Annotated in this window: 24 protein-coding genes; 17 read left to right on the top strand and 7 right to left on the bottom strand. The window is 69.5% G+C overall.

Going from position 1 to position 22832, the window contains the following annotated elements; all coding sequences use genetic code 11:
* Positions 1-108: 108 nt before the first annotated feature.
* A complete protein-coding gene (locus tag IEY88_RS41225; protein ID WP_086663892.1) occupies positions 109-405 on the bottom strand; it encodes a WhiB family transcriptional regulator in 297 nt (98 codons plus the stop codon).
* A 180-nt stretch (positions 406-585) separates the two neighbouring features.
* Here IEY88_RS41225 and IEY88_RS41220 point away from each other — a divergent pair, with 180 nt between their 5' ends.
* The 5 genes from IEY88_RS41220 (at position 586) to IEY88_RS41200 (ending at position 4885) form a co-directional block, all read left to right on the top strand.
* Positions 586-1524 (top strand): MerR family transcriptional regulator, encoded by a 939-nt coding sequence (locus IEY88_RS41220; RefSeq protein WP_189160377.1) that lies wholly within the window; start codon positions 586-588, stop codon positions 1522-1524.
* A 14-nt stretch (positions 1525-1538) separates the two neighbouring features.
* Positions 1539-2435 carry a hypothetical protein gene (locus IEY88_RS41215; RefSeq protein ID WP_189160335.1) on the top strand — a complete coding sequence of 299 codons (897 nt, stop codon included), beginning with the start codon at positions 1539-1541 and terminating at the stop codon, positions 2433-2435.
* An 81-nt stretch (positions 2436-2516) separates the two neighbouring features.
* Positions 2517-3113, top strand: coding sequence for a response regulator transcription factor (locus IEY88_RS41210; protein ID WP_030471988.1), 597 nt, complete (start codon positions 2517-2519; stop codon positions 3111-3113).
* A 308-nt stretch (positions 3114-3421) separates the two neighbouring features.
* Entirely contained in the window at positions 3422-3994 is a 573-nt protein-coding gene (locus IEY88_RS41205; protein ID WP_030471987.1) for a sigma-70 family RNA polymerase sigma factor, read from the top strand.
* The gene (locus tag IEY88_RS41200) at positions 3995-4885 is read left to right on the top strand and encodes an anti-sigma-D factor RsdA (protein WP_189160334.1); all 891 of its coding nucleotides are present in this window, start codon (positions 3995-3997) and stop codon (positions 4883-4885) included.
* Positions 4886-5023: 138 nt separating this feature from the next.
* Here the strand turns inward: IEY88_RS41200 and IEY88_RS41195 are convergent, their stop codons facing one another.
* Positions 5024-5407: a DUF5319 domain-containing protein gene (locus IEY88_RS41195; RefSeq protein WP_229694246.1), complete on the bottom strand. Its 384-nt coding sequence runs from the start codon at positions 5405-5407 to the stop codon at positions 5024-5026.
* A 142-nt stretch (positions 5408-5549) separates the two neighbouring features.
* On the opposite strand from IEY88_RS41195, the gene guaB reads away from it, so the two are divergent.
* The 7 genes from guaB (at position 5550) to IEY88_RS41160 (ending at position 12981) form a co-directional block, all read left to right on the top strand.
* Positions 5550-7061 carry an IMP dehydrogenase gene (gene guaB, locus IEY88_RS41190; protein ID WP_189160376.1) on the top strand — a complete coding sequence of 504 codons (1512 nt, stop codon included), beginning with the start codon at positions 5550-5552 and terminating at the stop codon, positions 7059-7061.
* A gap of 52 nt (positions 7062-7113) precedes the next feature.
* Positions 7114-8247 (top strand): GuaB3 family IMP dehydrogenase-related protein, encoded by a 1134-nt coding sequence (locus tag IEY88_RS41185; protein WP_189160332.1) that lies wholly within the window; start codon positions 7114-7116, stop codon positions 8245-8247.
* Positions 8248-8257: 10 nt separating this feature from the next.
* Complete coding sequence (locus IEY88_RS41180; protein WP_229694245.1) at positions 8258-8656, top strand: hypothetical protein; 399 nt, start codon at positions 8258-8260, stop codon at positions 8654-8656.
* A gap of 39 nt (positions 8657-8695) precedes the next feature.
* Positions 8696-8932 (top strand): hypothetical protein, encoded by a 237-nt coding sequence (locus tag IEY88_RS41175; protein ID WP_189160331.1) that lies wholly within the window; start codon positions 8696-8698, stop codon positions 8930-8932.
* A 147-nt stretch (positions 8933-9079) separates the two neighbouring features.
* Positions 9080-10756 carry an FAD-dependent oxidoreductase gene (locus tag IEY88_RS41170; protein WP_189160330.1) on the top strand — a complete coding sequence of 559 codons (1677 nt, stop codon included), beginning with the start codon at positions 9080-9082 and terminating at the stop codon, positions 10754-10756.
* A gap of 12 nt (positions 10757-10768) precedes the next feature.
* Positions 10769-11728 carry an MBL fold metallo-hydrolase gene (locus IEY88_RS41165; RefSeq protein WP_189160329.1) on the top strand — a complete coding sequence of 320 codons (960 nt, stop codon included), beginning with the start codon at positions 10769-10771 and terminating at the stop codon, positions 11726-11728.
* Positions 11725-12981 (top strand): FAD-dependent monooxygenase, encoded by a 1257-nt coding sequence (locus IEY88_RS41160; RefSeq protein WP_189160328.1) that lies wholly within the window; start codon positions 11725-11727, stop codon positions 12979-12981. The genes IEY88_RS41165 and IEY88_RS41160 overlap by 4 nt, the downstream gene beginning before the upstream one ends.
* Here IEY88_RS41160 and IEY88_RS41155 read toward each other — a convergent pair.
* Together IEY88_RS41155 and IEY88_RS41150 are read right to left on the bottom strand one after the other, a co-directional pair.
* Positions 12972-14417: an aldehyde dehydrogenase family protein gene (locus IEY88_RS41155; protein ID WP_189160327.1), complete on the bottom strand. Its 1446-nt coding sequence runs from the start codon at positions 14415-14417 to the stop codon at positions 12972-12974. The genes IEY88_RS41160 and IEY88_RS41155 overlap by 10 nt on opposite strands.
* A 10-nt stretch (positions 14418-14427) precedes the next feature.
* Positions 14428-15177 (bottom strand): aminoglycoside phosphotransferase family protein, encoded by a 750-nt coding sequence (locus IEY88_RS41150; RefSeq protein ID WP_229694244.1) that lies wholly within the window; start codon positions 15175-15177, stop codon positions 14428-14430.
* Positions 15178-15196: 19 nt separating this feature from the next.
* Between IEY88_RS41150 and guaA the strand changes: the two genes are divergently transcribed.
* The gene (guaA, locus tag IEY88_RS41145; protein ID WP_189160325.1) at positions 15197-16756 is read left to right on the top strand and encodes a glutamine-hydrolyzing GMP synthase; all 1560 of its coding nucleotides are present in this window, start codon (positions 15197-15199) and stop codon (positions 16754-16756) included.
* Between the two features lie 39 nt (positions 16757-16795).
* Here guaA and IEY88_RS41140 read toward each other — a convergent pair whose 3' ends face one another.
* Both IEY88_RS41140 and IEY88_RS41135 read right to left on the bottom strand, forming a co-directional pair.
* Positions 16796-16990 carry a hypothetical protein gene (locus tag IEY88_RS41140; protein WP_229694243.1) on the bottom strand — a complete coding sequence of 65 codons (195 nt, stop codon included), beginning with the start codon at positions 16988-16990 and terminating at the stop codon, positions 16796-16798.
* Complete coding sequence (locus tag IEY88_RS41135) at positions 16983-18170, bottom strand: PspC domain-containing protein (RefSeq protein WP_229694242.1); 1188 nt, start codon at positions 18168-18170, stop codon at positions 16983-16985. Before IEY88_RS41135 ends, IEY88_RS41140 begins: the two co-directional genes overlap by 8 nt.
* 132 nt (positions 18171-18302) lie before the next feature.
* Here IEY88_RS41135 and IEY88_RS41130 point away from each other — a divergent pair, with 132 nt between their 5' ends.
* From IEY88_RS41130 to IEY88_RS41120, 3 genes are read left to right on the top strand one after another with little or no spacing between them, the layout of a single operon-like run.
* The gene (locus IEY88_RS41130) at positions 18303-19472 is read left to right on the top strand and encodes a PspC domain-containing protein (protein ID WP_189160372.1); all 1170 of its coding nucleotides are present in this window, start codon (positions 18303-18305) and stop codon (positions 19470-19472) included.
* On the top strand, positions 19469-20119 hold the full coding sequence (locus tag IEY88_RS41125) for a response regulator (protein ID WP_189160324.1): 651 nt from the start codon (positions 19469-19471) through the stop codon (positions 20117-20119). The genes IEY88_RS41130 and IEY88_RS41125 overlap by 4 nt, the downstream gene beginning before the upstream one ends.
* 6 nt (positions 20120-20125) lie before the next feature.
* Complete coding sequence (locus tag IEY88_RS41120; protein ID WP_189160323.1) at positions 20126-20716, top strand: phosphatase PAP2 family protein; 591 nt, start codon at positions 20126-20128, stop codon at positions 20714-20716.
* On the opposite strand, the gene IEY88_RS41115 is transcribed toward IEY88_RS41120, so the two are convergent.
* Positions 20700-21989 (bottom strand): serine/threonine-protein kinase, encoded by a 1290-nt coding sequence (locus IEY88_RS41115; RefSeq protein WP_229694241.1) that lies wholly within the window; start codon positions 21987-21989, stop codon positions 20700-20702. The genes IEY88_RS41120 and IEY88_RS41115 overlap by 17 nt on opposite strands.
* Positions 21990-22074: 85 nt before the next feature.
* Here IEY88_RS41115 and IEY88_RS41110 point away from each other — a divergent pair, with 85 nt between their 5' ends.
* Positions 22075-22596: a hypothetical protein gene (locus IEY88_RS41110; RefSeq protein WP_229694240.1), complete on the top strand. Its 522-nt coding sequence runs from the start codon at positions 22075-22077 to the stop codon at positions 22594-22596.
* The last annotated feature ends 236 nt before the right edge of the window (positions 22597-22832 follow it).

Here is a 22832-nt window from a genome sequence, read left to right as displayed (position 1 = left end):
ACGGCACCTCGCGGTGCCGTCCTTTTGTGCTCAAATAGCATGCGCGAGGCAAGCTTGCGCCGGAGGCGCGGCAATGAACACATGCCGCCCTCTCCCTTGTTTTATCGTCTAGACAATTGCCAACTGCCGCTTTCGCGCCTTGATGATGTGGTCGCGCTCCGATTCCGAGAGCCCGCCCCAGATTCCGTACGGTTCCTGCACGGCCAGAGCGTGTCTGCGGCACATCTCCAGAACCGGGCAGGCGAGGCAGACAGCCTTCGCGCGAGCTTCCCGGCGTGATCTCGCCGGACCCCGTTCACCGTCGGGGTGGAAGAAGAACGCGCTGTCCATGCCCCGGCACGAACCGCGCATCTGCCAGTCCCACAAGTCTGCGTTGGGACCGGGGAGCCTTCGGGTGTCCGCCATCGAGACCGCCTCCGTGACGACTGCTCCATTCGGCTTAACGATGATCCACCGTAGAACCGCGTCAAAACTTGTTCAAGAGGCTGAAGACCCTTATCAACTGATGGGTGACGGCACGCGTGTTCGATCACTCACCGCCCGGAGTTGCCGCCCGGATGAGGTGAACGGAACATGGCTCTCGTGATGACACCGCCGGAGATCGAATCGACCGGTAGTCACACGAGTGAGCCCCTTCTCTCAGTGGCCGCGGTGGCCAGGCGACTCGGCGTGGCTCCCGCCACGCTCCGCACCTGGGACCGCCGCTACGGACTGGGCCCGACCGGCCACACCGTGGGGCGGCACCGGAAATACGGGCCACCCGACGTGGCTCGTTTGGAATTGATGCAACGCGCACTTCTGCGTGGCGCGTCCTCCGCCGAGGCGGCCCGTTTCGCACTAGACTCGAAATCGTCGGTGACACACGGAGTGGTTCCCGTCGCACCATCGGGTGGACGTGGACTGAAAATGCCCGGAGCGTCTCGTTTGGCGCGCGGTCTGGGCCGGGCCGCGGTCGCGATGGACTCGATCGCGGTGCAGGGGATGCTCGCCGACTCGCTGGCGTCCGACGGTGTGGTGGCGACCTGGAACGAGGTCGTCCGCCCCGTCCTGACGGCCGTCGCCGCCCGCTGGCAGCTCTCCGGCGCCGGCGTCGAGGTCGAGCACCTCTTGAACGAGTGCGTGCTCGCGGCGTTCGTGCGCGCCACACCGCTCGTCACCCTCGGGCGCAACCACCGCCCCGTGCTGCTGGCGTGCATGCCGGAGGAGAGGCACAACCTCCCTCTCTACCCGCTCGCCGCCGAACTGGCGCACCGAGGCGTGGTCGTGCGGCAGCTGGGGGCGGCGTTGCCGGTGGACGCCCTGGCTGCCGCCGTGCGCCGGACCGCACCCTCTGCGGTGGTGCTGTGGGCGCAGTTGCCCCGGTACGCCGATCCGGGGGTGATCGCGGCGCTGCCGAGGACCCGGCAGCAGGTGCGGGTGTTCGTGGGAGGGCCGGGGTGGCGGCGCGGGGTGGTGACCGCGCCGGCCGAACGGGTGGAGGACCTGGCGGCCGCCGTGGACGCGGTCGAGGCCGCGGTCACCTGAAAGACTCCCTCCTCGTGTTCGAAGAGGAGCTGCGCCGGGCCGCGTTCGGCGATTCACCCGGTCTCGACGTCTGGCCCGCGCTCTCGTCGCCCTGTCCCCGCGTCCGATGGCTGGCGGCCGTGGTGCTGGGCGGCCAGGGCCATTACGCCGCCGCGGCCACCGTGTTGGACGCGCTCCGTCACGACCCCGACCCGGTGATCGCTTCTCTGTCTCTCTCGACTCGCGCGTCGCACCACCGTCAGCTGGGTGCCCACCATCTCGCCCGGGCTCTCGACGGCGCCGCCTTGGCGCGCGTTCCGTTGTCGGCCCCGTGCGACCCCGACGGGATCGACGCCGCAGGCGCCCGGACCGACGCGCTGCTCGGCCTCGCCGCCGATTCGCTCGGTGCTCAACGCCTGGACGAGGCCCGCAGGTTGCTCGCACGAGTTGAGACGCGGTCCTGGCGTGGTGAGGTCCGCAAGGGCTGGGTGACCGCCGAGATCGAGCTGGCCTCCGGGCACGCGGACGCCGCCGTGGCACCGGCCGAGCACGCGTACGGCCTGGCGACGAGCAGAAAGGCGCTGCGGCACGAGCTCAAGTCGGCACTCGTCCTGGGCACCTCGTTGGTCGTGTGGGGGACCGCCGAAGGCCTGAATCGCGGGCTTGAACTAGTCGAGTGTGAGCTAAATCACAGTGCTGAGAACGGGCTCCAGCCGTTGATCTGGCCGAGCGCTCTCGTCCTGGCGGGCCATGCCACCACGGTGGGCGCAACCGCCATCGACCGGGCGACGGAGGCTCTGAGCTGCGTGTTACGCAGAGCTGATCCCGTCAGCCGACAGGTCGCACTTGACTCCCCCTGGGTGCCGACCGGGCTGCTCCGTTCCGGGGAACCCCCGAACGCAGACCCTCAGGCGAACTTCTTGACGGATTAAGCACCGGATCGTGTCAAGGTTTGGCCGCCAGCGTCCGATAGGGGAGATGGAACGTCACTCGGCTGCAGGAAAGGAGTCCCCGTGACCACGGTCCTTATTTGCGACGACCGGCGCAGTGTGCGTGAGGGTCTCACCCGCGTGATGTCGGCTGTCCCAGGGGTCAGCCGCATCGACTGCGTAGCGCACGGTGACGAGTTGTTGGCTCGCTTTTCAAGGCAGCCGGTCGACGTCGTACTGGTGGGAACCCAGCGCGCCGTCCCGACCGGGGTTGAAGCAACCCGTCGGCTCGTCTCCGCGAACCCCCAGGCAAACGTCATCGTCTTCGGCGCGCCCGACGACGCCGGGAGCATCGCCGCGGCGATCGCCGGTGGTGCTCGTGGCTACCTGAGGTGGGACGCGTCGCGTCCCGAGCTTGTGGCAGCCCTCGCGCACACGCTCGCCAGCACCTCGGTGCCGGCGCCTCGTCAGCCCTCCGACCCCGGCGTGCAGCTCACGGAGCGTGAGCTCCAGGTGCTGCGGGGCATGAGCCAGGGCAAGAGCAACGGCCAGATCGGCCGCGAGCTCTACCTGTCGGAGGACACGGTGAAGACGCACGCACGTCGTCTCTTCCGCAAGCTCGGTGTCCGTGACCGCGCTCAGGCGGTCGCGCACGGCTTCCGGCGAGGCCTCGTCCAGTAGGTGGTTCTTGCCGCACCGGCCCCGTGTCCTCATATGCCGCATGTGGGGAAGCGGGGCCGGTGGCGTGAGACGGCTCACCTGTCCGGCCGGTGATCCTCCAGGTCGCGCATTTAGCCCAGCCCGGTGACAATGTCGCCGGGCTGTAAGCCGTTCGGTGTGTCCGCTGTTCACTCGGGGTGTCCATACCCCACCTATGAACAGAAGGCCTGGAGACCGGTACGGTGAAGCTGCTGCGACGGGTCGCTGTGAGTGACTCGTGTTGTTCCGTGTCGGTACGCCAACGAGTAACACCAGGGCTGTTGTCTGCGATGACCAACTTGGGGGACGGACTGGACGCCGAAGTGGGCGCGGCCGTCGACGGCGACCGCCAGGCGATCGAACGCCTGCTGGCCTCCATTCGTCCTCTTGTGGTGCGGTACTGCCGCGCCAGAGTTGGAAGGCAGGAGCGAAGCTTCGCTTCGGCGGACGATGTGGCCCAGGAGGTGTGTCTCGCGGTGCTCACGGCATTGCCCAGCTACCGCGATCAGGGTCGGCCCTTCCTCGCGTTCGTTTACGGGATCGCGGCGCACAAGGTCGCCGATGCACATCGGTCTGCCGCCAGGAACCGCTCCGAGCCCGTTCCCGAAGTCCCGGACGCGCCGGAGACCGAAGCTGGTCCGGAGCAGCGGGCGATGCAGGGCGAACTCTCCGACCGGATGGCTGTGTTGCTGCGCGTCCTGCCGGAGAAGCAGCGGGAGATCCTGCTGTTGAGGGTGGTGGTCGGACTCTCCGCCGAGGAAACTGCCGAGGCGGTCGGTTCGACGCCGGGTGCGGTACGGGTGGCGCAACATCGTGCGCTGGCCCGGCTGCGCAAGTCGCTGGCAGCGGAGGAGGTGGTCTGAGTGGCCGACGAACACGGGAAGGACGACGGAGAAGTGCGCGGACAGGACGATAGAGCCCCGCACGAACCCGTCGCAGATGATCTTTCGGCTGTACAGGCTGATGACAGGCTGCTGGACGCGCTGGGGTCGGCGACTCCGGGTGCGGCCGGCGCGTTGGGCGACGACGATCTGAACGCGTTGCTGCTCGCGTGGCGCAACGAGGTGGAGACGGAGCCGTTCGGCGAGCTCGTCGACACCGAGACCGCCATCGCCACGATCCAGGCTGCCCGCCCGCAGCCGGTGAGCAGGCACCGCTTCCTGATCCCGCTGGCGAGTGCCGCGGCGGTCCTGGCCATCGCCTTCACCGGCGTGAGCCTCGTCGCCCGCGACGCACAGCCCGGCGACGCGCTCTGGGGCCTCACGCGAGTGCTCTACTCCGAGCACGCGAAGTCGATCGAGGCCGCGGCCATCATCAACACCGACCTCGAGTCGGCCCGCCTCGCCCTGCGCGAGGGCAAGGTCAACGAGGCCCGGGAGAAGCTGAACAAGATCGAGGCGAGCCTCGGTTCCGTCTCGACGGCCGACGGCAAGCAGCAGCTCGAGCAGAAGCACAAGGAGCTCGAGAAGGAGCTCGACACGAACACCTCGACGGCGCCGCCGACCCCGACGACGCCCCCGGTGACGCAGCCGAGCCAGACTTCGCAGCCCCCGACCTCGACGACCACGCCGTCGCCGGAGCCGACGACCACGGCGCCGTCCGTGCCGCCGTCGTCGGAGACCCCACCGCCGCCGACCTCGGGCGGCGAGGAGAACCCGCCGCCGCCTCCGCCGCCGGACCCCGGCCCAGGGGAGAACCCCGGGTCGACCGGGACGAACGGTGAGACCGTCGGGCAGTCGACCGGCACCAACTGAGACGCAGTGTGAACGGCCCCTGATCTTTCGAGGTCAGGGGCCGTTCACATGCTCGGGCGTTCACACGTCGGATGGAATGTGACCGGTGACGACGGACGAGTGCTGCATCTCACTCGTCCGCCGAGAACCCAGGTCAGGTCAGTGCGCCGACTCCGTCGCGGTCACGCCGTCCGCGTACCCGCGGCAGTACTCCCAGCTCACGTAGGCCCCGGGGTTCGGATCGAACGCCGGCTCGTGCGGGCGCATGCGGCCGTCGGCGAGCAGCTGCTCGAGTGAGGCTCGCAACAGTGCCCAGTCGTGGTAGTGCGGTTCCTGGCACTCGCCGCAGTCCACGACGATGCCTCTGACGCCGCGATGTTCGAGCAACGCCTGGTAGACGGCGAGGTCGCTCAGGTCGCTGACCAGCTCCGTCCGTTCGTCGTCGTCCATCGGGGGATGGTCGTGGTCGGGCTCGCCCAGAGAGAGTGCGGGGTCTTCTGGGTCGCCTGCGAAGGGGTCTGGTGGCAACGCGTCGTGCGGCACGACCCCGCACGGTACCCGCCGTACCCCCTCGGTCGTCCAGATACCATGGGGCGCACCGCCTCCGCCTGCGGAAACTGGACACGCAGGACCCCAAAAGGGCAGGCAGAGCGCAGACCGCACCACGGAAGGCATGTCACCCGCTATGACCAGCGAGCTCAACGCTGACGGAGTCCCGGGCAAGTTCGCCATGCTGGGACTGACCTTCGACGACGTGCTCCTGCTGCCTGCCGAGTCGGACGTCGTCCCGAGCGGCGTCGACACGAGCACCAGGATCTCGCGCAACATCTCCCTGAAGATTCCGCTGGCCAGCGCCGCGATGGACACCGTCACCGAGGGCCGGATGGCGATCTCGATGGCGCGTCAGGGCGGCATCGGCGTGCTGCACCGCAACCTGAGCGTCGAGGACCAGGCCCGGCAGGCCGAGACCGTCAAGCGGTCCGAGGCCGGCATGGTCACCGACCCGGTCACCTGTTCGCCCGACGCCACGCTGGCCGAGGTGGACGCGCTGTGCGCCCGCTACCGCATCTCCGGCGTGCCGGTGACCGACGGGAATAACAAGCTCGTCGGCATCATCACGAACCGCGACATGCGCTTCGAGCTCGACCACTCCAAGCGGGTGGTCGAGGTCATGACCAAGGGTCCGCTGGTCACGGCCCAGGTGGGCGTGTCGGCGGAGGCCGCGCTCGGCCTGCTGCGCCGCCACAAGGTCGAGAAGCTGCCGATCGTCGACGGTGACGGCAAGCTCAAGGGCCTGATCACGGTCAAGGACTTCGTCAAGACCGAGCAGTACCCGATGGCCACCAAGGACCCGGACGGCCGCCTGCTGTGCGCCGCCGCCGTCGGTGTGGGCGAGGACTCGTTCGTCCGCGCGATGACGCTCGCCGAGGCCGGTGTCGACGTGCTGATGGTCGACACGGCGCACGGCCACTCGCGCGGCGTGCTCGAGATGGTCGCCCGCATCAAGAAGGAGCTCGGCGACTCGGCGGACGTCGTCGGCGGCAACGTCGCGACGCGAGCCGGTGCCCAGGCCCTGGTCGACGCGGGCGCGGACGGCGTGAAGGTCGGCGTCGGTCCCGGCTCGATCTGCACCACGCGCGTCGTCGCCGGTGTCGGTGTGCCGCAGATCTCCGCGATCTACGAGGCCTCGCTGGCCTGCACCCCCGCCGGTGTCCCGGTGATCGGTGACGGTGGCATCCAGTACTCCGGCGACATCGCCAAGGCCATCGCGGCCGGCGCGTCCGCCGTGATGCTCGGATCGCTGCTCGCGGGCACCCAGGAGGCGCCCGGCGACCTGATCCTGGTCAACGGCAAGCAGTTCAAGACCTACCGCGGCATGGGCTCGCTGGCCGCCATGCAGTCCCGTGGCGAGAACAAGTCGTTCTCGAAGGACCGCTACTTCCAGGACGACGTCCTCAACGAGGACAAGCTCGTCCCCGAGGGCATCGAGGGCCGCACGCCGTTCCGCGGTCCGTTGTCCCAGGTCGTGCACCAGCTCAACGGTGGTCTGCGCGCGGCGATGGGCTACACGGGCTCCCACACGATCGCCGAGCTCCAGCAGCAGCAGCTCGTGCGCATCACGGCGGCGGGCCTGAAGGAAAGCCATCCGCACGACATCACGATGACCGTCGAGGCCCCGAACTACACCACCCGTTAGGGTGTTCGGGCTGCTAGACGCCCGTTCTTAGTGCTCTGGAGAGGAACCACAGGTGCGCGATCTGGTCGAGATCGGCATGGGCCGGACCGCGAGGCGGGCCTACGAGCTGGACGACATCGAGATCATCCCGTCGCGTCGGACGAGGTCGTCTAAGGACGTCTCCACGACGTGGCAGATCGATGCCTACCGCTTCGACATCCCGCTGATCACCCACCCGACCGATGCCATCGTGTCGCCGGGCACGGCGGTCGCGGTCGGCGAGCTCGGTGGCCTCGGTGTGCTGAACGCCGAGGGCCTCTGGGCCCGTCACGGCGACGTGGACGAGGCGCTGTTCCGCCTGGTCCGGGCGACCGAGGACAGCGACGACCCGGCGGCGGCGGTCAAGGTGCTGCAGGAGCTGCACGCGGCCCCGTTGCAGATGGACCTGGTCGCCGAGGCGATCAAGCAGGTCCGCGAGTCGGGCGTCACCGTGGCGGTCCGCGTCAGCCCGCAGCGCGCCGCGGAGCTCACGCCGGACCTGCTGGCCGCGGGCGTCGAGATCCTGGTCGTGCAGGGCACGATCATCTCGGCCGAGCACGTGTCCCGCGGTGGTGAGCCGCTGAACCTGAAGTCGTTCATCGCGGACCTCGACATCCCGGTGATCGCCGGCGGCGTCGGTGACTACCGCACCGCCATGCACCTCATGCGCACCGGCGCGGCGGGCGTGATCGTCGGCTACGGCTACACGCCCGGCGTCACGACCACCGACTCGGTGCTGGGCATCGGCGTGCCGATGGCCACCGCGATCGCCGACGCCGCGGCCGCGCGCCGCGACTACCTCGACGAGACCGGCGGCCGCTATGTGCACGTCATCGCCGACGGCGGCGTCACGACCTCGGGCGACGTGGCGAAGTCCATCGCCTGCGGTGCCGACGCCGTGATGCTCGGCGAGCCGCTGGCCGCCGCGACCGAGGCACCGGGCCAGGGCCTGTACTGGACGGCGTCGTCCGCGCACCCGTCCGTGCCGCGCAGCCTCGTCGCCGACGCGGTGGACCAGGAACTCGACCTGCGCAAGCTCCTGTTCGGCCCGTCCGCCGACCCGCGCGGCGTGACGAACCTGTTCGGCGCTCTCAAGCGGGCCATGGCCAAGACCGGCTACTCCGACCTCAAGGAGTTCCAGAAGGTCGGCCTGACGATCCGCGGCTAGAGGTCTTGTCGTGGAAGGGCGCGTTCCAGCCGGGACGCGCCCTTCTGCTTTGCTGGACGCCGTGCCGCTCGTCGAGATCACTTACGCGTCCCACGTGCCCACCCCAGTGCTCGAGGACCTCGCGGCGATGCTCCCGCACGCCGTCTCGCTGGCGGTGGAGTGCCCGGAGGAGCCCTACGACGGTGACCTCCAGCCCGGCGACGTGGACCTGCGCTTCCGCCAGCGCGGCCCGCTCGACTCGACCGGCATGGATCTCGTGGTCGAGGTCCGCTCCAAGTGGTTCGAGAGCCGTGCCCAGGGTCGCCAGGAGCGCGTCGACGACCTGTGCGCCGCCATCGCCGACGCCACGGGCCTTGCTGACGTGGGCGTTTACCTCAGTCTGCCGATTGCCGCATGGGCCCAAACCTGATCTTGCAACCAGACGGCTACCCCGTGCGTCCATGAGAGCGTGGAATTGGATGCCTTGTTCGGCGACGGCAAGAACAGTGATGTGGACACGATCGACCCGGACGCCGAAGTCCAAGAGTTCGAGGACGTGCCGGAAGACGTCGACGCGGTCGACGAGAGCGAGGGCGTCGGCGGCATCGGCTGGAAGATGCTGACCTTGTTCGTCCTCGGAGGTCTGGTGATCACGGCGCTGGCCGTGGCGTTCATGGTCTGGGTCATCGAAGGTCTGGTTCTGTGAGCTGAAGGGATGCGTCCGCGGGCGCAGGTCGCGGCGCTCAGCCTCGAACAGGCAGTGGACCTCTGGACCGCCTTCATGACCGCTCCTCGCCCCTCTGAACCGATAGGGGACTAGGCGTTACCGGAAGTAACGCCTACTCTCCGATCCATGGGTGAACTCGCCGGTAACTTCGATGTCGTCATCGTCGGCTCCGGGTTCGGCGGAAGCGTGGCCGCGCTCCGCCTGACCGAGAAGGGCTACCGCGTCGCCGTCCTGGAGGCGGGGCGCCGGTTCGCCGACGACGAGTTCGCCAAGACCAGCTGGGACCTCCGCAGGTATCTGTGGGCGCCGCAGCTCAAGTGCTTCGGCATCCAGCGCATCCACACCCTCCGCAACGTCATGGTGCTCGCCGGGGCGGGTGTCGGCGGTGGGAGCCTCGTCTACGCGAACACGCTGTACCGGCCCCTCGAGCCGTTCTACGAGGACCGGCAGTGGGCGCACATCACCGACTGGCAGGACGAGCTGGAGCCGTTCTACGACCAGGCGAGCCGGATGCTGGGCGTCGTCACGAACCCCACGACGACCCCGAGCGACGTCGTCATGCAGAAGGTCGCGAAGGACATGGGGGTCGAGGACAGCTACCACGCGACGCCCGTCGGCGTGTTTTTCGGCGAGCCCGGCAAGCGAGCCGCGGACCCGTACTTCGGGGGCGCCGGGCCGGAACGCACCGGGTGCACCGAGTGCGGCAGCTGCATGTCGGGGTGCCGGGTCGGCGCCAAGAACACGCTGGTCAAGAACTACCTCTACCTCGCGGAGAAGCTCGGCGCCCAGGTCTTCCCGCTGACCACGGTGACGCGGCTCAACGAGTCCGGCGGCACCTGGACCATCGACACCAGGATGACCGGTGGCAAGGCGACCAGGACCTTCACGGCCGACCAGGTCGTGATCGCGGCCGGCACGTGGGGCACGCAGCAGTTGCTGCACAAGGCGAAGGCGACCACGCTTCCGAAGATCTCGAACAAGCTCGGCGAGCTCACCCGCACCAACTCCGAGTCGATCATCGGTGCCGCGCGGTACACGGTCGACCCGGACACCGACTTCACGCAGGGCGTCGCGATCACGAGCTCCATCCACCCCGACGCGATCACGCACATCGAGCCCGTCCGGTACGGCAAGGGCAGCAACGCCATGGGCATGCTGCAGACCCTCGCCACGGACGGAGCGCTGAGCACGCCGCGATGGCTGCAGTTCATCAAGCAGGCCGTGAGGCACCCGCTCCGGTTGCTGCGACTGCTCAGCGTGCACCGCTGGAGCGAGCGGACCGTGATCCTGCTGGTCATGCAGAGCCTCGACAACTCCATCACCACGTTCCTCAAGCGCGGCAAGCTCACCAGCAAGCAGGGGCACGGCGAGCCGAACCCGGCGTTCATCCCGGCCGGTCACGCGGCGAACCTGCTGGCGGCCAAGCACATCGACGGCATGGCCGGCGGCACGTGGGGCGAGCTGTTCAACATCCCGCTGACCGCGCACTTCATCGGCGGCTGCGCGATCGCGGACAGCCAGGCGGGCGGCGTGATCGACCCGTACCACCGGGTGTTCAACTACCCCGGACTGTCCGTTGTGGACGGTTCGGCGATCAGCGCCAACCTCGGCGTGAACCCGAGCCTCACGATCACCGCGCAGGCCGAGCGGGCCTTCTCGCTGTGGCCGAACAAGGGCGAGCTGGACCAGCGGCCCGCCCAGGAGCAGCCCTACCGGCGGATCAACCCGACGAAGCCGAAGAACCCGGCGGTTCCCGATCAAGCTCCAGCCGCATTGCGGTTGCCGATCGTGAAGGCGTCCTGACACGGTGGAGGCATGGCCAAAAAGCCGTTCGCCTCCAGCGCTGACCTCGCCCCCAAGGACGAGGTCTTCGTCGAACTCGCCGATGGTGTCTACACCCTGACCGCCGAAGGCGATCCCAACGTCGCGGCCATCGAGGCCGAGGACTTCCTGATCTGCTTCGAGGCGCGGGCCACCCCCGCGGCGGCGCGCAGGTGGCTCACGCAACTGCGCAAGCACACTCGCAAGCCCGTCCGGTACCTCGTGCTCAGCCACTACCACGCCGTGCGCACGCTCGGGGCCAGCGCGTTCGAGGCCCAGGAGATCGTCGCGCACGAGATGACGCGCGTGCTGATCGCCGAACGCGGCCAGCAGGACTGGGACAGCGAGTTCGGCCGGATGCCGCGGCTCTTCGAACAGCCGGAGGAGATCCCCGGCCTGACCTGGCCGACGCTGACGTTCTCCGACCGCATGACGATCCCGCTCGGCGACGAACGCGGTGACCTGGTGCTGCAGTTCCTCGGGCGCGGGCACACGGCCGGAGACATCGTGGCGTGGCTGCCGCAGCAACGCATCCTGTTCGCGGGTGACCTGGTCGAGTCGCAGGCCGCGCTCTACACCGGCGACGCGTTCCACGACGAGTGGGCGACGTCCACTTTGGACGAGATCGAGGATCTGGGCGCCGAGGTCCTGGTCGGCGGGCGCGGCAAGGTCGCCCGCGACCGCATCGAGGTCGAGGCCGCGATCAACCAGAGCAGGCACTTCCTCGACGAACTGCGCCGCACGGTCGGCGGGGTCCACTCCGAGGGCGGCACGCTCAAGCAGGCGTTCGAACTGGCGCACAGGACGCTCGAAGGCCGCTACGGGCGCTGGCCGATCTTCGAGCACTGCCTGCCGTTCGATGTGCAGCGCTACTGGGACGAGTGCGACGGCAAGGACTGGCCGGAGATCTGGACCGCCGAACGCGACCGCGCCGTCTGGGATGCCCTGCAGTGACGGTCCTGGTGGTCGGGGCCGGACCGGTGGGGCTGGCTTCCGCGCTGTTCCTCGCGAGGGCCGGCGTGCCGAGCATCGTGCTGGAGAAGGAGCCGATGCGCACGCGGACGGGCAGCCGTTCGATCTGCGTGCAGCGCGACGTCCTGGAGGTCCTCGAACGGATCGGCGTCGGGCAGGCCGTCGCCGACGCGGGTGTCACCTGGTACACCGGCCGCACCTACCACCGCGACCGCGAGGTGCTGACCCTCACCTTCCCGGAGGGCACGGGTTTCCCGCCGTTCGTGAACACCCCGCAGACCGTCGTCGAGCGGCTGCTGGAGGAACGGGTCCGCGCCGAACCGCTGATCGAACTCCGCTACGGGCACGCCCTCGAAGCCCTCGTCCAGGACGCCGACGGAGTGTCCACACAGGACGGAATCAGGGCGAGTCATTGCATCGCGGCGGACGGCGTTCACTCGAAGGTCAGGCAGCTCCTGGGCATCCCGTTCGAGGGCTTCTCGTTCGAGGACCGGTTCATCATCGCCGACGTCCGCGTCGACCTGGACTTCGAGACGCCCGAGCGCCGCTTCTACTTCGACCCGCCGTGGAATCCCGGCCGCCAGGTCCTCCTGCATCCCCAGCCGGACGGCGTGTGGCGGATCGACTGGCAGGTCGCCGAGGACGTCCAGCTCACCGACGCCCACGTCCGCGCGATCGTCGGCGACAGGCCGTACGAGGTCGTCTGGCAGTCCACCTACCGCTTCCACCAGCGCCGGGCGAAAATCCTGCGCGACAACAGGGTCCTGCTCGCGGGTGATGCCGCCCACGTGATGAGCCCGTTCGGTGCTCGCGGGCTGAACTCCGGGATCTGCGACGCCGACAACGCCGCGTGGAAGATCGCCGCCGACCGCGCCGGCGAGGCAGGTCCGCACCTGCTCGCCTCCTACGACGCCGAACGCGGTGCCGCCGCCGACGAGAACCTCCGCATCACCGGCGACACCATGCGGTTCCTGGTGCCGGGTACTCCCGCGGAACGGGCCCGCCGGGCCGAAGCGCTCGTAAAGGGCGAGGGCATCGACTCCGGCAAGCTCTTCACCCCGTTCGTCTACACCGACTCCCCGCTGACGACCGAGGGCGGTGAGCTCGTGGCCGGATCACGCACCGCCGGACCGGGTTTCACGGTCGCGGGCGGGCGCCTGATCCGGCCCGACGGCCACGTCGCCGGTGCCGCGGACGACGACGGGGTGCTGCGCAGGGCGTTGGGCTACAGCTGAATCCCGGTGAGCACGGTGATGCGTTCCTCGGTGAAGTCCTCCATCGCCGACCGGACGCCCTCACGTCCGGTGCCCGACCCCTTCACGCCGCCGTACGGCATCTGGTCGGCGCGGTAGGACGGCACGTCACCGATGATCACGCCACCGACCTCCAGCTCGGCCGCGGCCTCGAACGCCACCTGCACGTCGCGGGTGAACACCCCAGCCTGCAACCCGTACTTGGAGTCGTTGGCCTGCGCGAACGCGTCCTCGACGCCGTCCGCGACGGACACCACGAGCACCGGCCCGAAGATCTCCTCGGTCCACACCTTCGCGGTCTTCGGCACGCCGGTGAGCACGGTCGGCTCGACCGTCGCCCCGGTCCGCTTGCCGCCCAGGAGCACGCGAGCGCCGACGTCGGTGGCCATGTTGACCCACTCCTCGACGCGCCGTGCGTTGTCCTCGTCGATCAACGGACCGACCTCGACCTCGGGGTCGTGCGGGTCGCCGGTCTTCAACGCTGACACCGCCGCCACGAGCTTCGGCACGAACTCCTCGGCCTTCGACCGGTCCACGATCACCCGTTGCACGGCGATGCACGACTGCCCGGCCTGGTAGTTGCCGAACGTCGCGATCCGCTGCGCCGCGTGGTCCAGATCCGTCCAATCAGGACAGATGATGGCGGCCGCGTTGGAACCCAGCTCCATCACGACGTGCTTGCGCGGCGCGGCATCCATCAACGACCAGCCGACCTTCGTCGACCCGGTGAACGAGATGACCGGCAGTCGTTCGTCCTGCACGAGGGCGTCCATGTCCTTGCCGCGCACGGGAAGGATCGAGAACGCGCCCTCGGGCAGATCGGTCTCGGCCAGGACCTCGCCCAGCAACAGCGCGGAAAGCGGTGTCGCGGACGCAGGTTTCACGATCACCGGCGCGCCCACCGCGAGCGCCGGCGCGACCTTGTGCGCCACCAGGTTCAGCGGGAAGTTGAACGGCGCCACGGCCAGCACGGGCCCGCGCGGCACGTGCCGGACGATCGCCATCCGCCCCACACCACCGGCCTCGGTGTCGAGCCGCTGCAGCCCGCCGGTGAACCGCCGCGCCTCCTCGGCGGCGAAGCGGAACGTGTTGACCGCGCGGGACACCTCGATCTCGGCCCACTTCAGCGGTTTGCCGTTCTCCGCGGTGATCGTCTCGGCGATCTCCTCGGCGCGTTCGGCCAGCGAACGCGAGACCTGCAGCAACGCCTCCGCCCGCACGTGCGCGGGTGTCCGCCGGAACTCCTTGGCGACGGCCGCGGCCGCCGCCACCGCGCGTTCCACCTGATCTCTGCCCGGCACGGCCACCGAGGCGACCTCGGTGCCGTCGAAGGGGTGGAGAACCTCCAACGCCCGCTCGCCCTGCTCGGGGCGGCCGGCGACCCAGCACGGCCTGGGTTGCGGCGTGAACGCGTCCATGAGGCCCACGTTAAGCCCTAGTGGCCTGCACGTACCTGACGAGACGCAAGTAGTGGTCGACATGCCCTTCGGCCCGCTGGAGCACGAACGCCGGATGTGTCCGAATCGTGTGGATCATGTCGTCCAGGCGGATCAACACGTGCTCGGCGTCGTAGTCGATCCCGTAGGTCTCGCAGAACAGCCGGGTGCGCCGTTCGCGGTCGTCCGGCAGCGCCAGCACGAACTGGATCACCGCCCAGCTCACGTCCCACCAGCGCGGACCCGGATGCGCGCCGTCCCAGTCGAAGACGCCCGTCGGGCGGCCGTCCGTGAACACGATGTTGTACGGCGCGAAGTCACCGTGCAGCACCACCTCCACGGGCTCTCTCGCCGCGAACTGCCACCCGTCCAGGTCTAATCCGAGACGAGACGTCTCGTCTCGGGACTGCCGCCCGTCCAGGTCTAATCCGAGACGAGACGCCTCGTCTCGCAGGCTGTCCAGGAACGGAACCGACGCGTCGTGCAGGCGCCGCAGCAGCAGCGCCGACTCGATCAACGCCTGGTCGCCCGAAGGGTGCACGTGGCCAACCTCACCCGGCAGGTAGCTGAGCAGTTCGTGCTCGTCGTCGAGCCCGAGCGGAACCGGCGCGATCCCCAGCGGTGCCAAGCGTCGCAACAACTCGTGCACGCGGGGAGCCCACGGCCCGGCCGGCCGGCGCACCGCGTCACCCACCCTGAACACCTGGTTCAGCCCGCCACCGGTCAGCAGTTCCTCGTCCACGCATGAGATCCTTGGCGGCGTGTCCGACACCAGCAACCGCCCTGTTCTCGTCGTCGACTTCGGCGCCCAGTACGCGCAGCTGATCGCCCGCCGCGTCCGCGAGGCCCAGGTCTACTCCGAGGTCGTCCCGCACACCGCGACGGTCAGCGAGATCCTCGACAAGAACCCGCTGGCCATCGTTCTGTCCGGTGGCCCGTCGAGCGTCTACGCGGAGAACGCGCCGCAGGTCGACCCGAAGCTGTTCGAGACCGGCGTCCCGGTCTTCGGCATCTGCTACGGCTTCCAGGCGATGGCGCGCGCACTTGGTGGCGCGGTTGAACAGACCGGCACCCGCGAGTACGGCCGCACCGACCTGAGCGTGCCGTCCGAGGGCGGCTCGCTGCACCAGGAGCTCCCCGCGAGCCACCCGGTGTGGATGAGCCACGGCGACGCCGTCACCGAGGCGCCCGAGGGCTTCACCGTCACCGCGACCAGCGAGGGCGCGCCGGTCGCCGCGTTCGAGGACACCGAGCGCCGCTTCGCCGGCGTGCAGTACCACCCCGAGGTGCACCACTCGCCGCACGGTCAGGAGGTGCTGCGCCGGTTCCTGCACGACGTCGCGGGCATCCGTCCGCAGTGGACGACGTCGTCCATCGTGGACGAGCAGGTCACCCGGATCCGCGAGCAGATCGGTGACGGCAAGGCGATCTGCGGCCTGTCCGGTGGCGTCGACTCCGCGGTCGCGGCGGCCCTGGTCCAGCGCGCCATCGGCGACCGCCTCACGTGCGTCTTCGTCGACCACGGCCTGCTCCGCTCCGGCGAGCGCGCCCAGGTCGAGCGCGACTACGTGGCCGCCACCGGCATCCGCCTGGTGACCGTCGACGCCCGCGAGCGCTTCCTGAACGCGCTGGCCGGCGTCACGGACCCGGAGGAGAAGCGCAAGATCATCGGCCGCGAGTTCATCCGCGTGTTCGAGCAGGCGGAGCGCGACCTCAAGGCCGAGGGCGACTACAAGTTCCTCGTGCAGGGCACGCTCTACCCGGACGTCGTCGAGTCCGGCGGCGGCGCGGGCACCGCGAACATCAAGTCGCACCACAACGTCGGCGGCCTGCCGGACGACCTGCAGTTCGAACTGGTCGAGCCGCTCCGCGCCCTGTTCAAGGACGAGGTCCGCCGCGTCGGCACCGAGCTCGGCCTGCCCGAGACGATCGTGCAGCGCCAGCCGTTCCCCGGCCCGGGCCTCGGCATCCGCATCATCGGCGAGGTCACCCAGGACCGCCTCGACACCCTGCGCCAGGCCGACGCCATCGCTCGTGAGGAACTGACCCTCGCGGGCCTCGACCGCCAGATCTGGCAGTGCCCGGTCGTGCTGCTCGCGGACGTCCGCAGCGTCGGCGTGCAGGGCGACGGCCGCACCTACGGGCACCCGATCGTGCTGCGCCCGGTGTCGTCCGAGGACGCGATGACCGCGGACTGGACGCGCCTGCCGTACGAGGTGCTGGAGCGGATCTCGACCCGGATCACCAACGAGGTGGCGGAGGTCAACCGGGTGGTGCTGGACGTGACGTCCAAGCCGCCGGGCACCATCGAGTGGGAGTAAGACCAAGAAGAAGGGCCCCGGGAGACCGGGGCCCTTCTCTCATTCGTGGGTCTTGCGTCTGAGCGAGTTCGTCAGCAGCACCAGGCCGACCACGATGGCCGTCCCCCCGAGCGCCCACCGGAAGTCGAACCAGAACGACCCGCCGCTCAGCACGTAGGCCGCCGTCAGCCCGCCGCCGATCCCGAAGACCAGCGTCACGGGGTCGATCCGCCTGCGCATTCCCTGCTCAGTCACGGAGCACCCTCACCTCTCCGACGCTCGACCGCACGTCGAGCTCGATCTCCAGGCCACCCTCGCCGTTCTCGCCGAGGTCGCGGCCGCTCACCTCGACGCTGCTGCCCTCGGCCCGCTTGCCCAGGCAGTCGAGGTCGCCGATGGACGACGCCTCGCACGTGAACGTCACGTCCGCGTTCTTCGGCACCCGCACGACCGCCTCGCCGAGGTCGACGTCGATCGCGGTCTTCACCGAACCGGAGTCCGGCAGCTGGCGCAGGTCCAGCCGCACGCTGCCGACGCTCGTCTCGTAGCGGTCCCGCAGTTCGGACACGGACTTCGGCGTCTCGTCGTAGTTGCTCAGCCGGGTCGGGCTGCCGTCGAAGTCGACGGCGGTCATGCCGAACCCGACCACCGACGCCGGGACCAGCAGCCAGATCAGGCCGCGGCCGCCGCCGGTGAACGAGCCGACCAGCAGGCCCGCCGACAGCACCGCGATCACCAGGCCGATCGTGTGCGGCACCGTGAACCACGGCACCCAGGCGCCGGCGATCGCGGAGGCGGCCACCACCAGGGTCGCCACGCCCATCGTCATCAGGCCGATCCGCGGCTTGCGCTGGCGGGGTGCCGGCGGCTGCGCCTGCGGTGCGGGGGCGGGTTCGGGCAGGTCCCACGCGAACGGGGCGGCGCCCAGCGGGTCCCAGGCCGGCGCTCCCGGTGCCAGTGGCACGGCGGGCGCGGCGGGGTCGGCGAGCGTCGCCGGCTGCAGGTGCCCGCGGTTCTTCTGCAGCAGGTAGATGCACGCGATCGTCGCCGCCAGCGTCACGAAGACCTGGAACCCGCTGTTCCCCCCGAAGGTGAAGGCGAGCGTCGGGAACATCAGGATGCCCAGCAGCACCGTCTGGCCCTGCGACATCGAGCTGGAACCCTTGTTCGTCAGGGCCTCCAGCGGAGACACCTCGTCGCCCTCCTCCGGCAGCAGCAGCCAGCCCGCGAGGTACAGCGGCAGGCCGACGCCGCCCGACAGCGCGAGCGCCACGAACGCGATCCTGACGATCACCGGGTCGATCCGGTAGCGCAGGGCGATCCCGGTGGCGACGCCTCCGAGCTTGCGCCCTGCACGGGGCCGCACCGGACGGTGCGCCCAGAACTCTCTGAGCGTGTCCGCCACGCCCTGCATTGCCTTCTCAGTCCCGCTCACAACGACAAGGTTGCGCGAACGCCCCCTCCGCCACATCAGGGACCAGCCCTGATTCACGGAACCGGGGTCATCCCTGATGAACAACTCGCGAGGACGTGTGACGATCGGTCGGTGAGTGCAGGGATTGAGCCGATGCGCCGGCGTCGCACCGGCCGGGTGGTCGCGGGTGTCGCGAGCGGACTGGCGGAGCACCTGGGTGCGCCCGTCTTCTGGGTGCGCGCGATCTTCGCCCTGTTCGGGGCGTTCAGCGGGGTCGGGATCATCGCCTACGCGTTGCTCTGGATGTTCGTCCCGCAGTCGGCGGTCGCGGAACCGGAGACCGACAAGGACCGCAAGGAGTGGCAGCAGGCCGTCGGCCTGGCCGCCCTCGGCATCGGCGTCGCGGTGTTCACCGGCCTGCTCGGGGGAGCGTGGAGCGGGTGGATCACCGGGCCGATCGCCGTGGCGCTCATCGGTGCCGCGGTCGTGTGGCGCGAGGCGGACGAGGCCCAGCGACGCCGCTGGCGGGACGGGGCCTTCTCGCAGGGGAAGACGGGGATCGTGCGGACGGTGGCGGGAGGCGCGCTGGTCGTGGCGGGGGTCGCCGCGTTCCTCGTGGTGAACGACTCCGTCCAGAACCTGTCGACCGTCGTGCTCTCCGTCGTCGCGACGCTGGTCGGTGTCGCGGTGCTGACCGTGCCGTTGTGGATGCGGTTGGTCCGCGACCTCGACACGGAACGGCGCGCGCGCATCCGCACCGAGGAACGCGCTGAGATCGCCGCCCACCTGCACGACTCGGTGTTGCAGACGCTGGCCCTGATCCAGAAGCAGTCGGAGTCGTCGCGCGAGGTCAAACGCCTGGCCCGCAGCCAGGAACGCGAGCTGCGCAGCTGGCTCTACGGCCGTGAGGTGGGGGAGCAGCCGCACTCGATCAGCGTGGCGATCGCCCAGGTGTGCGCGGACGTGGAGGACGACTTCGCCATCGCCGTCTCCCAGGTCGTGGTCGGGGACTGCGAGCTGGAGGACGGCATGTTCGCGCTGGTCCAGGCGTCGAAGGAGGCGATGGTCAACGCCGCCAAGCACGCGGGGGTGGGCGAGGTGAGCGTCTACGCCGAGGTCGAGCCGGACAAGGTGACGGTGTTCGTGCGCGACCGGGGCAAGGGTTTCGACCCCGAGGCGGTGCCGGAGGACCGGCATGGCCTCGCGGGCAGCATCCGGGGGAGAATGACGAGGCACGGCGGGGAGGTGCGACTGCGCACGGCTCCGGGAGAGGGGACCGAGGTGCAGCTCGAGATGCCGAGGAAGCAGGAGGCCAGGACGTGAGTGTGAGGGTGTTCCTGGTGGACGACCACGCGTTGTTCCGCGCGGGGGTGCGGGCCGAGCTCGACACGATCACCGAGGAGATCGAGGTGGTCGGCGAGGCCGGCGGCGTGGGTGAGGCGGTGGCGGGCATCGCGCACCACAAGCCGGACGTTGTGCTGCTCGACGTGCACATGCCCGACGGCGGCGGTGCCGAGGTGCTGAGGCAGATCCGCACCAAGATCCCCGAGGTCACGTTCCTCGCCCTGTCGGTCTCCGACGCGGCCGAGGACGTCATCAACGTCATCCGCGCCGGCGCGCGCGGGTACGTGACCAAGACGATCTCCAGCCAGGAGCTGGTCAGGGCCGTCGTGCGGGTGTCGGAGGGCGACGCGGTGTTCTCGCCGCGCCTCGCGGGGTTCGTGCTGGACGCGTTCGCCGACCGGCCGGGTGCCGCGCCGATCAGCGACCCCGAGCTCGACCTGCTGACGCCGCGCGAACGGGACGTGCTGCGGCTGCTGGCCCGCGGTTACGCTTACAAGGAGATCGCGTCCGAGCTGTTCATCAGCGTGAAGACGGTGGAGACGCACGTGTCGAGCGTCCTGCGGAAGACCCAGCTCTCCAACCGGTACGAGCTCTCCCGCTGGGCCACGGATCGCAGACTGGTCTGAGGGGCTTTGGTCGAAAAGGTCGCCCGCGGTGCCACCGAGGTGCTGGCGCCGTGGGTCTGGGTGATTCTGCTGCCGTTCGCAGTGGCGTATGCGACGGAAAGCGTCTGGATGACGCTGCTGTGGGGGTTCGTGGTCGCCTTGACGGCGTCCGTCATCCCGATGGCCGTCATCGTGCGTGGGGCGCGCAAGGGCAAGTGGGACGGCCACCACGTGACGAACCGTGAGGGCAGGGTCGTTCCGCTGGTCACGGCGGGCGCGTCGCTGGCAGCGGGCACAGTGATCATGTTCCTGGGTGACGCGCCGAGGAACATGCTCGCACTGGCGGGCAGCATGTTCGCCTCGCTGATCGTCAGCATGGCGATCACGTTCGGGCTGAAGTGGAAGATCTCGCTGCACGCCGCCGTCGCGTGGGCGGCCGTCGTGACGCTGGCGATCGTCTACGGGCCGTGGTGGTGGCTGCTCGCGCTGCCCGCTGTGTTCGTGGCGTGGTCGCGCGTCGAGCTCGGTGACCACACGACGGCGCAGGTGCTGGCCGGGTCGGTCATGGGCGTGGTCGTGGGTGGCGGGAGCTTCTGGCTGCTCAGCGCATCTGCGTGATGCTCGTGATCTTCATTTCGCTGTTGACCGCGGCGACCTCGACCTCGTAGACACCGTTCTTCGACTCGCCCACGTCCGTCACGAGCGCGAGGTCCACGGTGACCACCCAGTTCGGGCCGTGCGACCGCACCGGCACGCTGGACAGCGTGCACTGGACCGAGGTGTAGCCCCTCCACCGCGCGACGTACTTCTCCTGCGGTTCGCTGGCCCGTTCCCAGAGGTTCCCCCACGCCACGTCGGGGTTGCCGGGGAGCTGGCCGTAGTGCTGCAGCACGAACGCGGCCGCCTCCTCGGCGGAGTAGTAGCGGGGCTGCTGCTGCGGCTGGAAGTCGGCCTGGGTGACCGGGCTGCCACCGCCGCCCGTGCCGCCCCAGTACGCGGCGGCCGCGCCACCACCGACCGCCAGCAGCGCGATGACCGCCAGGATCACCAGGATCCGCTTGTTCGGCGGCTTGAGCCCGCGTCGCGGCTCCGGGATCTGCAGCGGCTGCGACGGCTGCGGCTCGGAGGCCAGCAGGTCCGCGGCCTCCTGCGCGGTCGGCCGGTCCTTCGGGTCCTGCGAGAGCAGCCGCATGAGCAACGGCGTGAGCTCACCGGTGTTCTTGGGATCGCGGACCTGCCCGCTGGCCGCGCGGTAGATGAGGCCGAAGCTGTTGTCGCTCGGTCCGAAGACCGACTCGCCCTCGATGGCCGTGTAGATCATGGCGCCGAGCGAGAACACGTCGGACGCCTCGTCGGGCTGCTCACCACGAGCGACCTCGGGGGCGAGGTAGGCGGGGGTGCCCGAGATCATGCCGGTGTCGGTCATCGTGCCGTCGCCGCTGGCCTTGGAGATGCCGAAGTCGGTGAGCTTGACCGTGTCGTCGTGGCCGATCAGGACGTTGCCGGGCTTGACGTCGCGGTGGACCAGTCCGGCGGTATGCGCGGCGGCCAGCGCGGAGGCGACCTTGGCCCCGATGCTCGCGGCATGGGCCGGCTTGAGCGGCCCGCGCTCGGCGATCAGCGCCGAAAGACTGTGCGACGCCAGGTACTCCATGACGATCCACGGCTCTTCGTCGTCGCTGCCCACGACGTCGAACACCGCGATCGCGTGCTGGTGGTGCAGCCGCGCGGCGTTGCGCGCCTCCCGCATCGCCCGCTGGTGATCGCCGGTGATGAGCTCCTTGACCGCCACCTCGCGGGCCAGCACCTCGTCGCGTGCCCGCCAGACCACCCCCATCGCTCCGCTGCCGATGCGCTCCAGCAGCGTGTAGCGGCCCCCGATGGTTGTCACACCCTGAGACTAATCAATCGCGGAGACGGGCATCCCGGGTTCCCCTCACACGGGGTGGCGCAGATCGCGCCGGGTGTCACAGCCGGTGGCGAAGCGGCTAGTTTTCAAGTACTTTGAAAGTATGTCCACTGTCTCAGGGACCAACTTCAGCGAACTGCTCAACAAGCCCAAGGACTCGGTGCGGAAGCTCCACGAGTCGCCCGCCCAGACCCTGCTACTGCACCGCCGCGATGCCGAGGATCTTGTGCTGACCACGGCCAGCAGGGCCGAGGAGGTGCGAGAGGTCGTCTCGGCCACGACCACCCTTTTCGTCGCCTTGATGCAGCACCACGCCGAAGTTCGTGATCTGGTCACCGAGGTGATGCCCAAGGCGTTCCCGTGGGTTCGGTTCTTGCCGCGGGAGGACATGCAGGCGTTCGTCGTCGAGCTCGTCGACACGCTCGAAGCCGCTAACTCCCTCGGCACTCCGGCTCCCGTGTCGCAGCTGATCGGTCAGTGGCGGCGCACCGCCGAGGCGCATGCCGATCCGAAGCTGGTTGCCATCCTCACCGGGGATCACGGCGAGGACTTCGGCGAAGTTCCCATGCCTGGGGCTGCCGCGCAGTGAGTCCCAAGAAGAACGATCCGGTGGCTCCGCCGCCGGTCAACGGGGAGTGGCAGATCCGGTTTCGCACCAGCGAGTCCGCCAAGGGTTGGCAAGAACTGGAGAACAGGGCCGCCGGCAACCTGCGTCGAGCGTGGGACGCCATGCGTGCAGATCCGGGACCGGCCGTGCAGACAAGTCGGCATGAACGGCTGAAAGGTGTCCTGTCGACTGGAACCCACGGTGGGCGGCTCATGCCC

This window comes from Lentzea pudingi (assembly GCF_014646255.1).
In the GTDB taxonomy this organism is placed as follows: Bacteria; Actinomycetota; Actinomycetes; order Mycobacteriales; family Pseudonocardiaceae; genus Lentzea; species Lentzea pudingi.
Note: the sequence above shows the minus strand (reverse complement) of the source record. Positions and strands in the feature narration are given on the sequence as shown.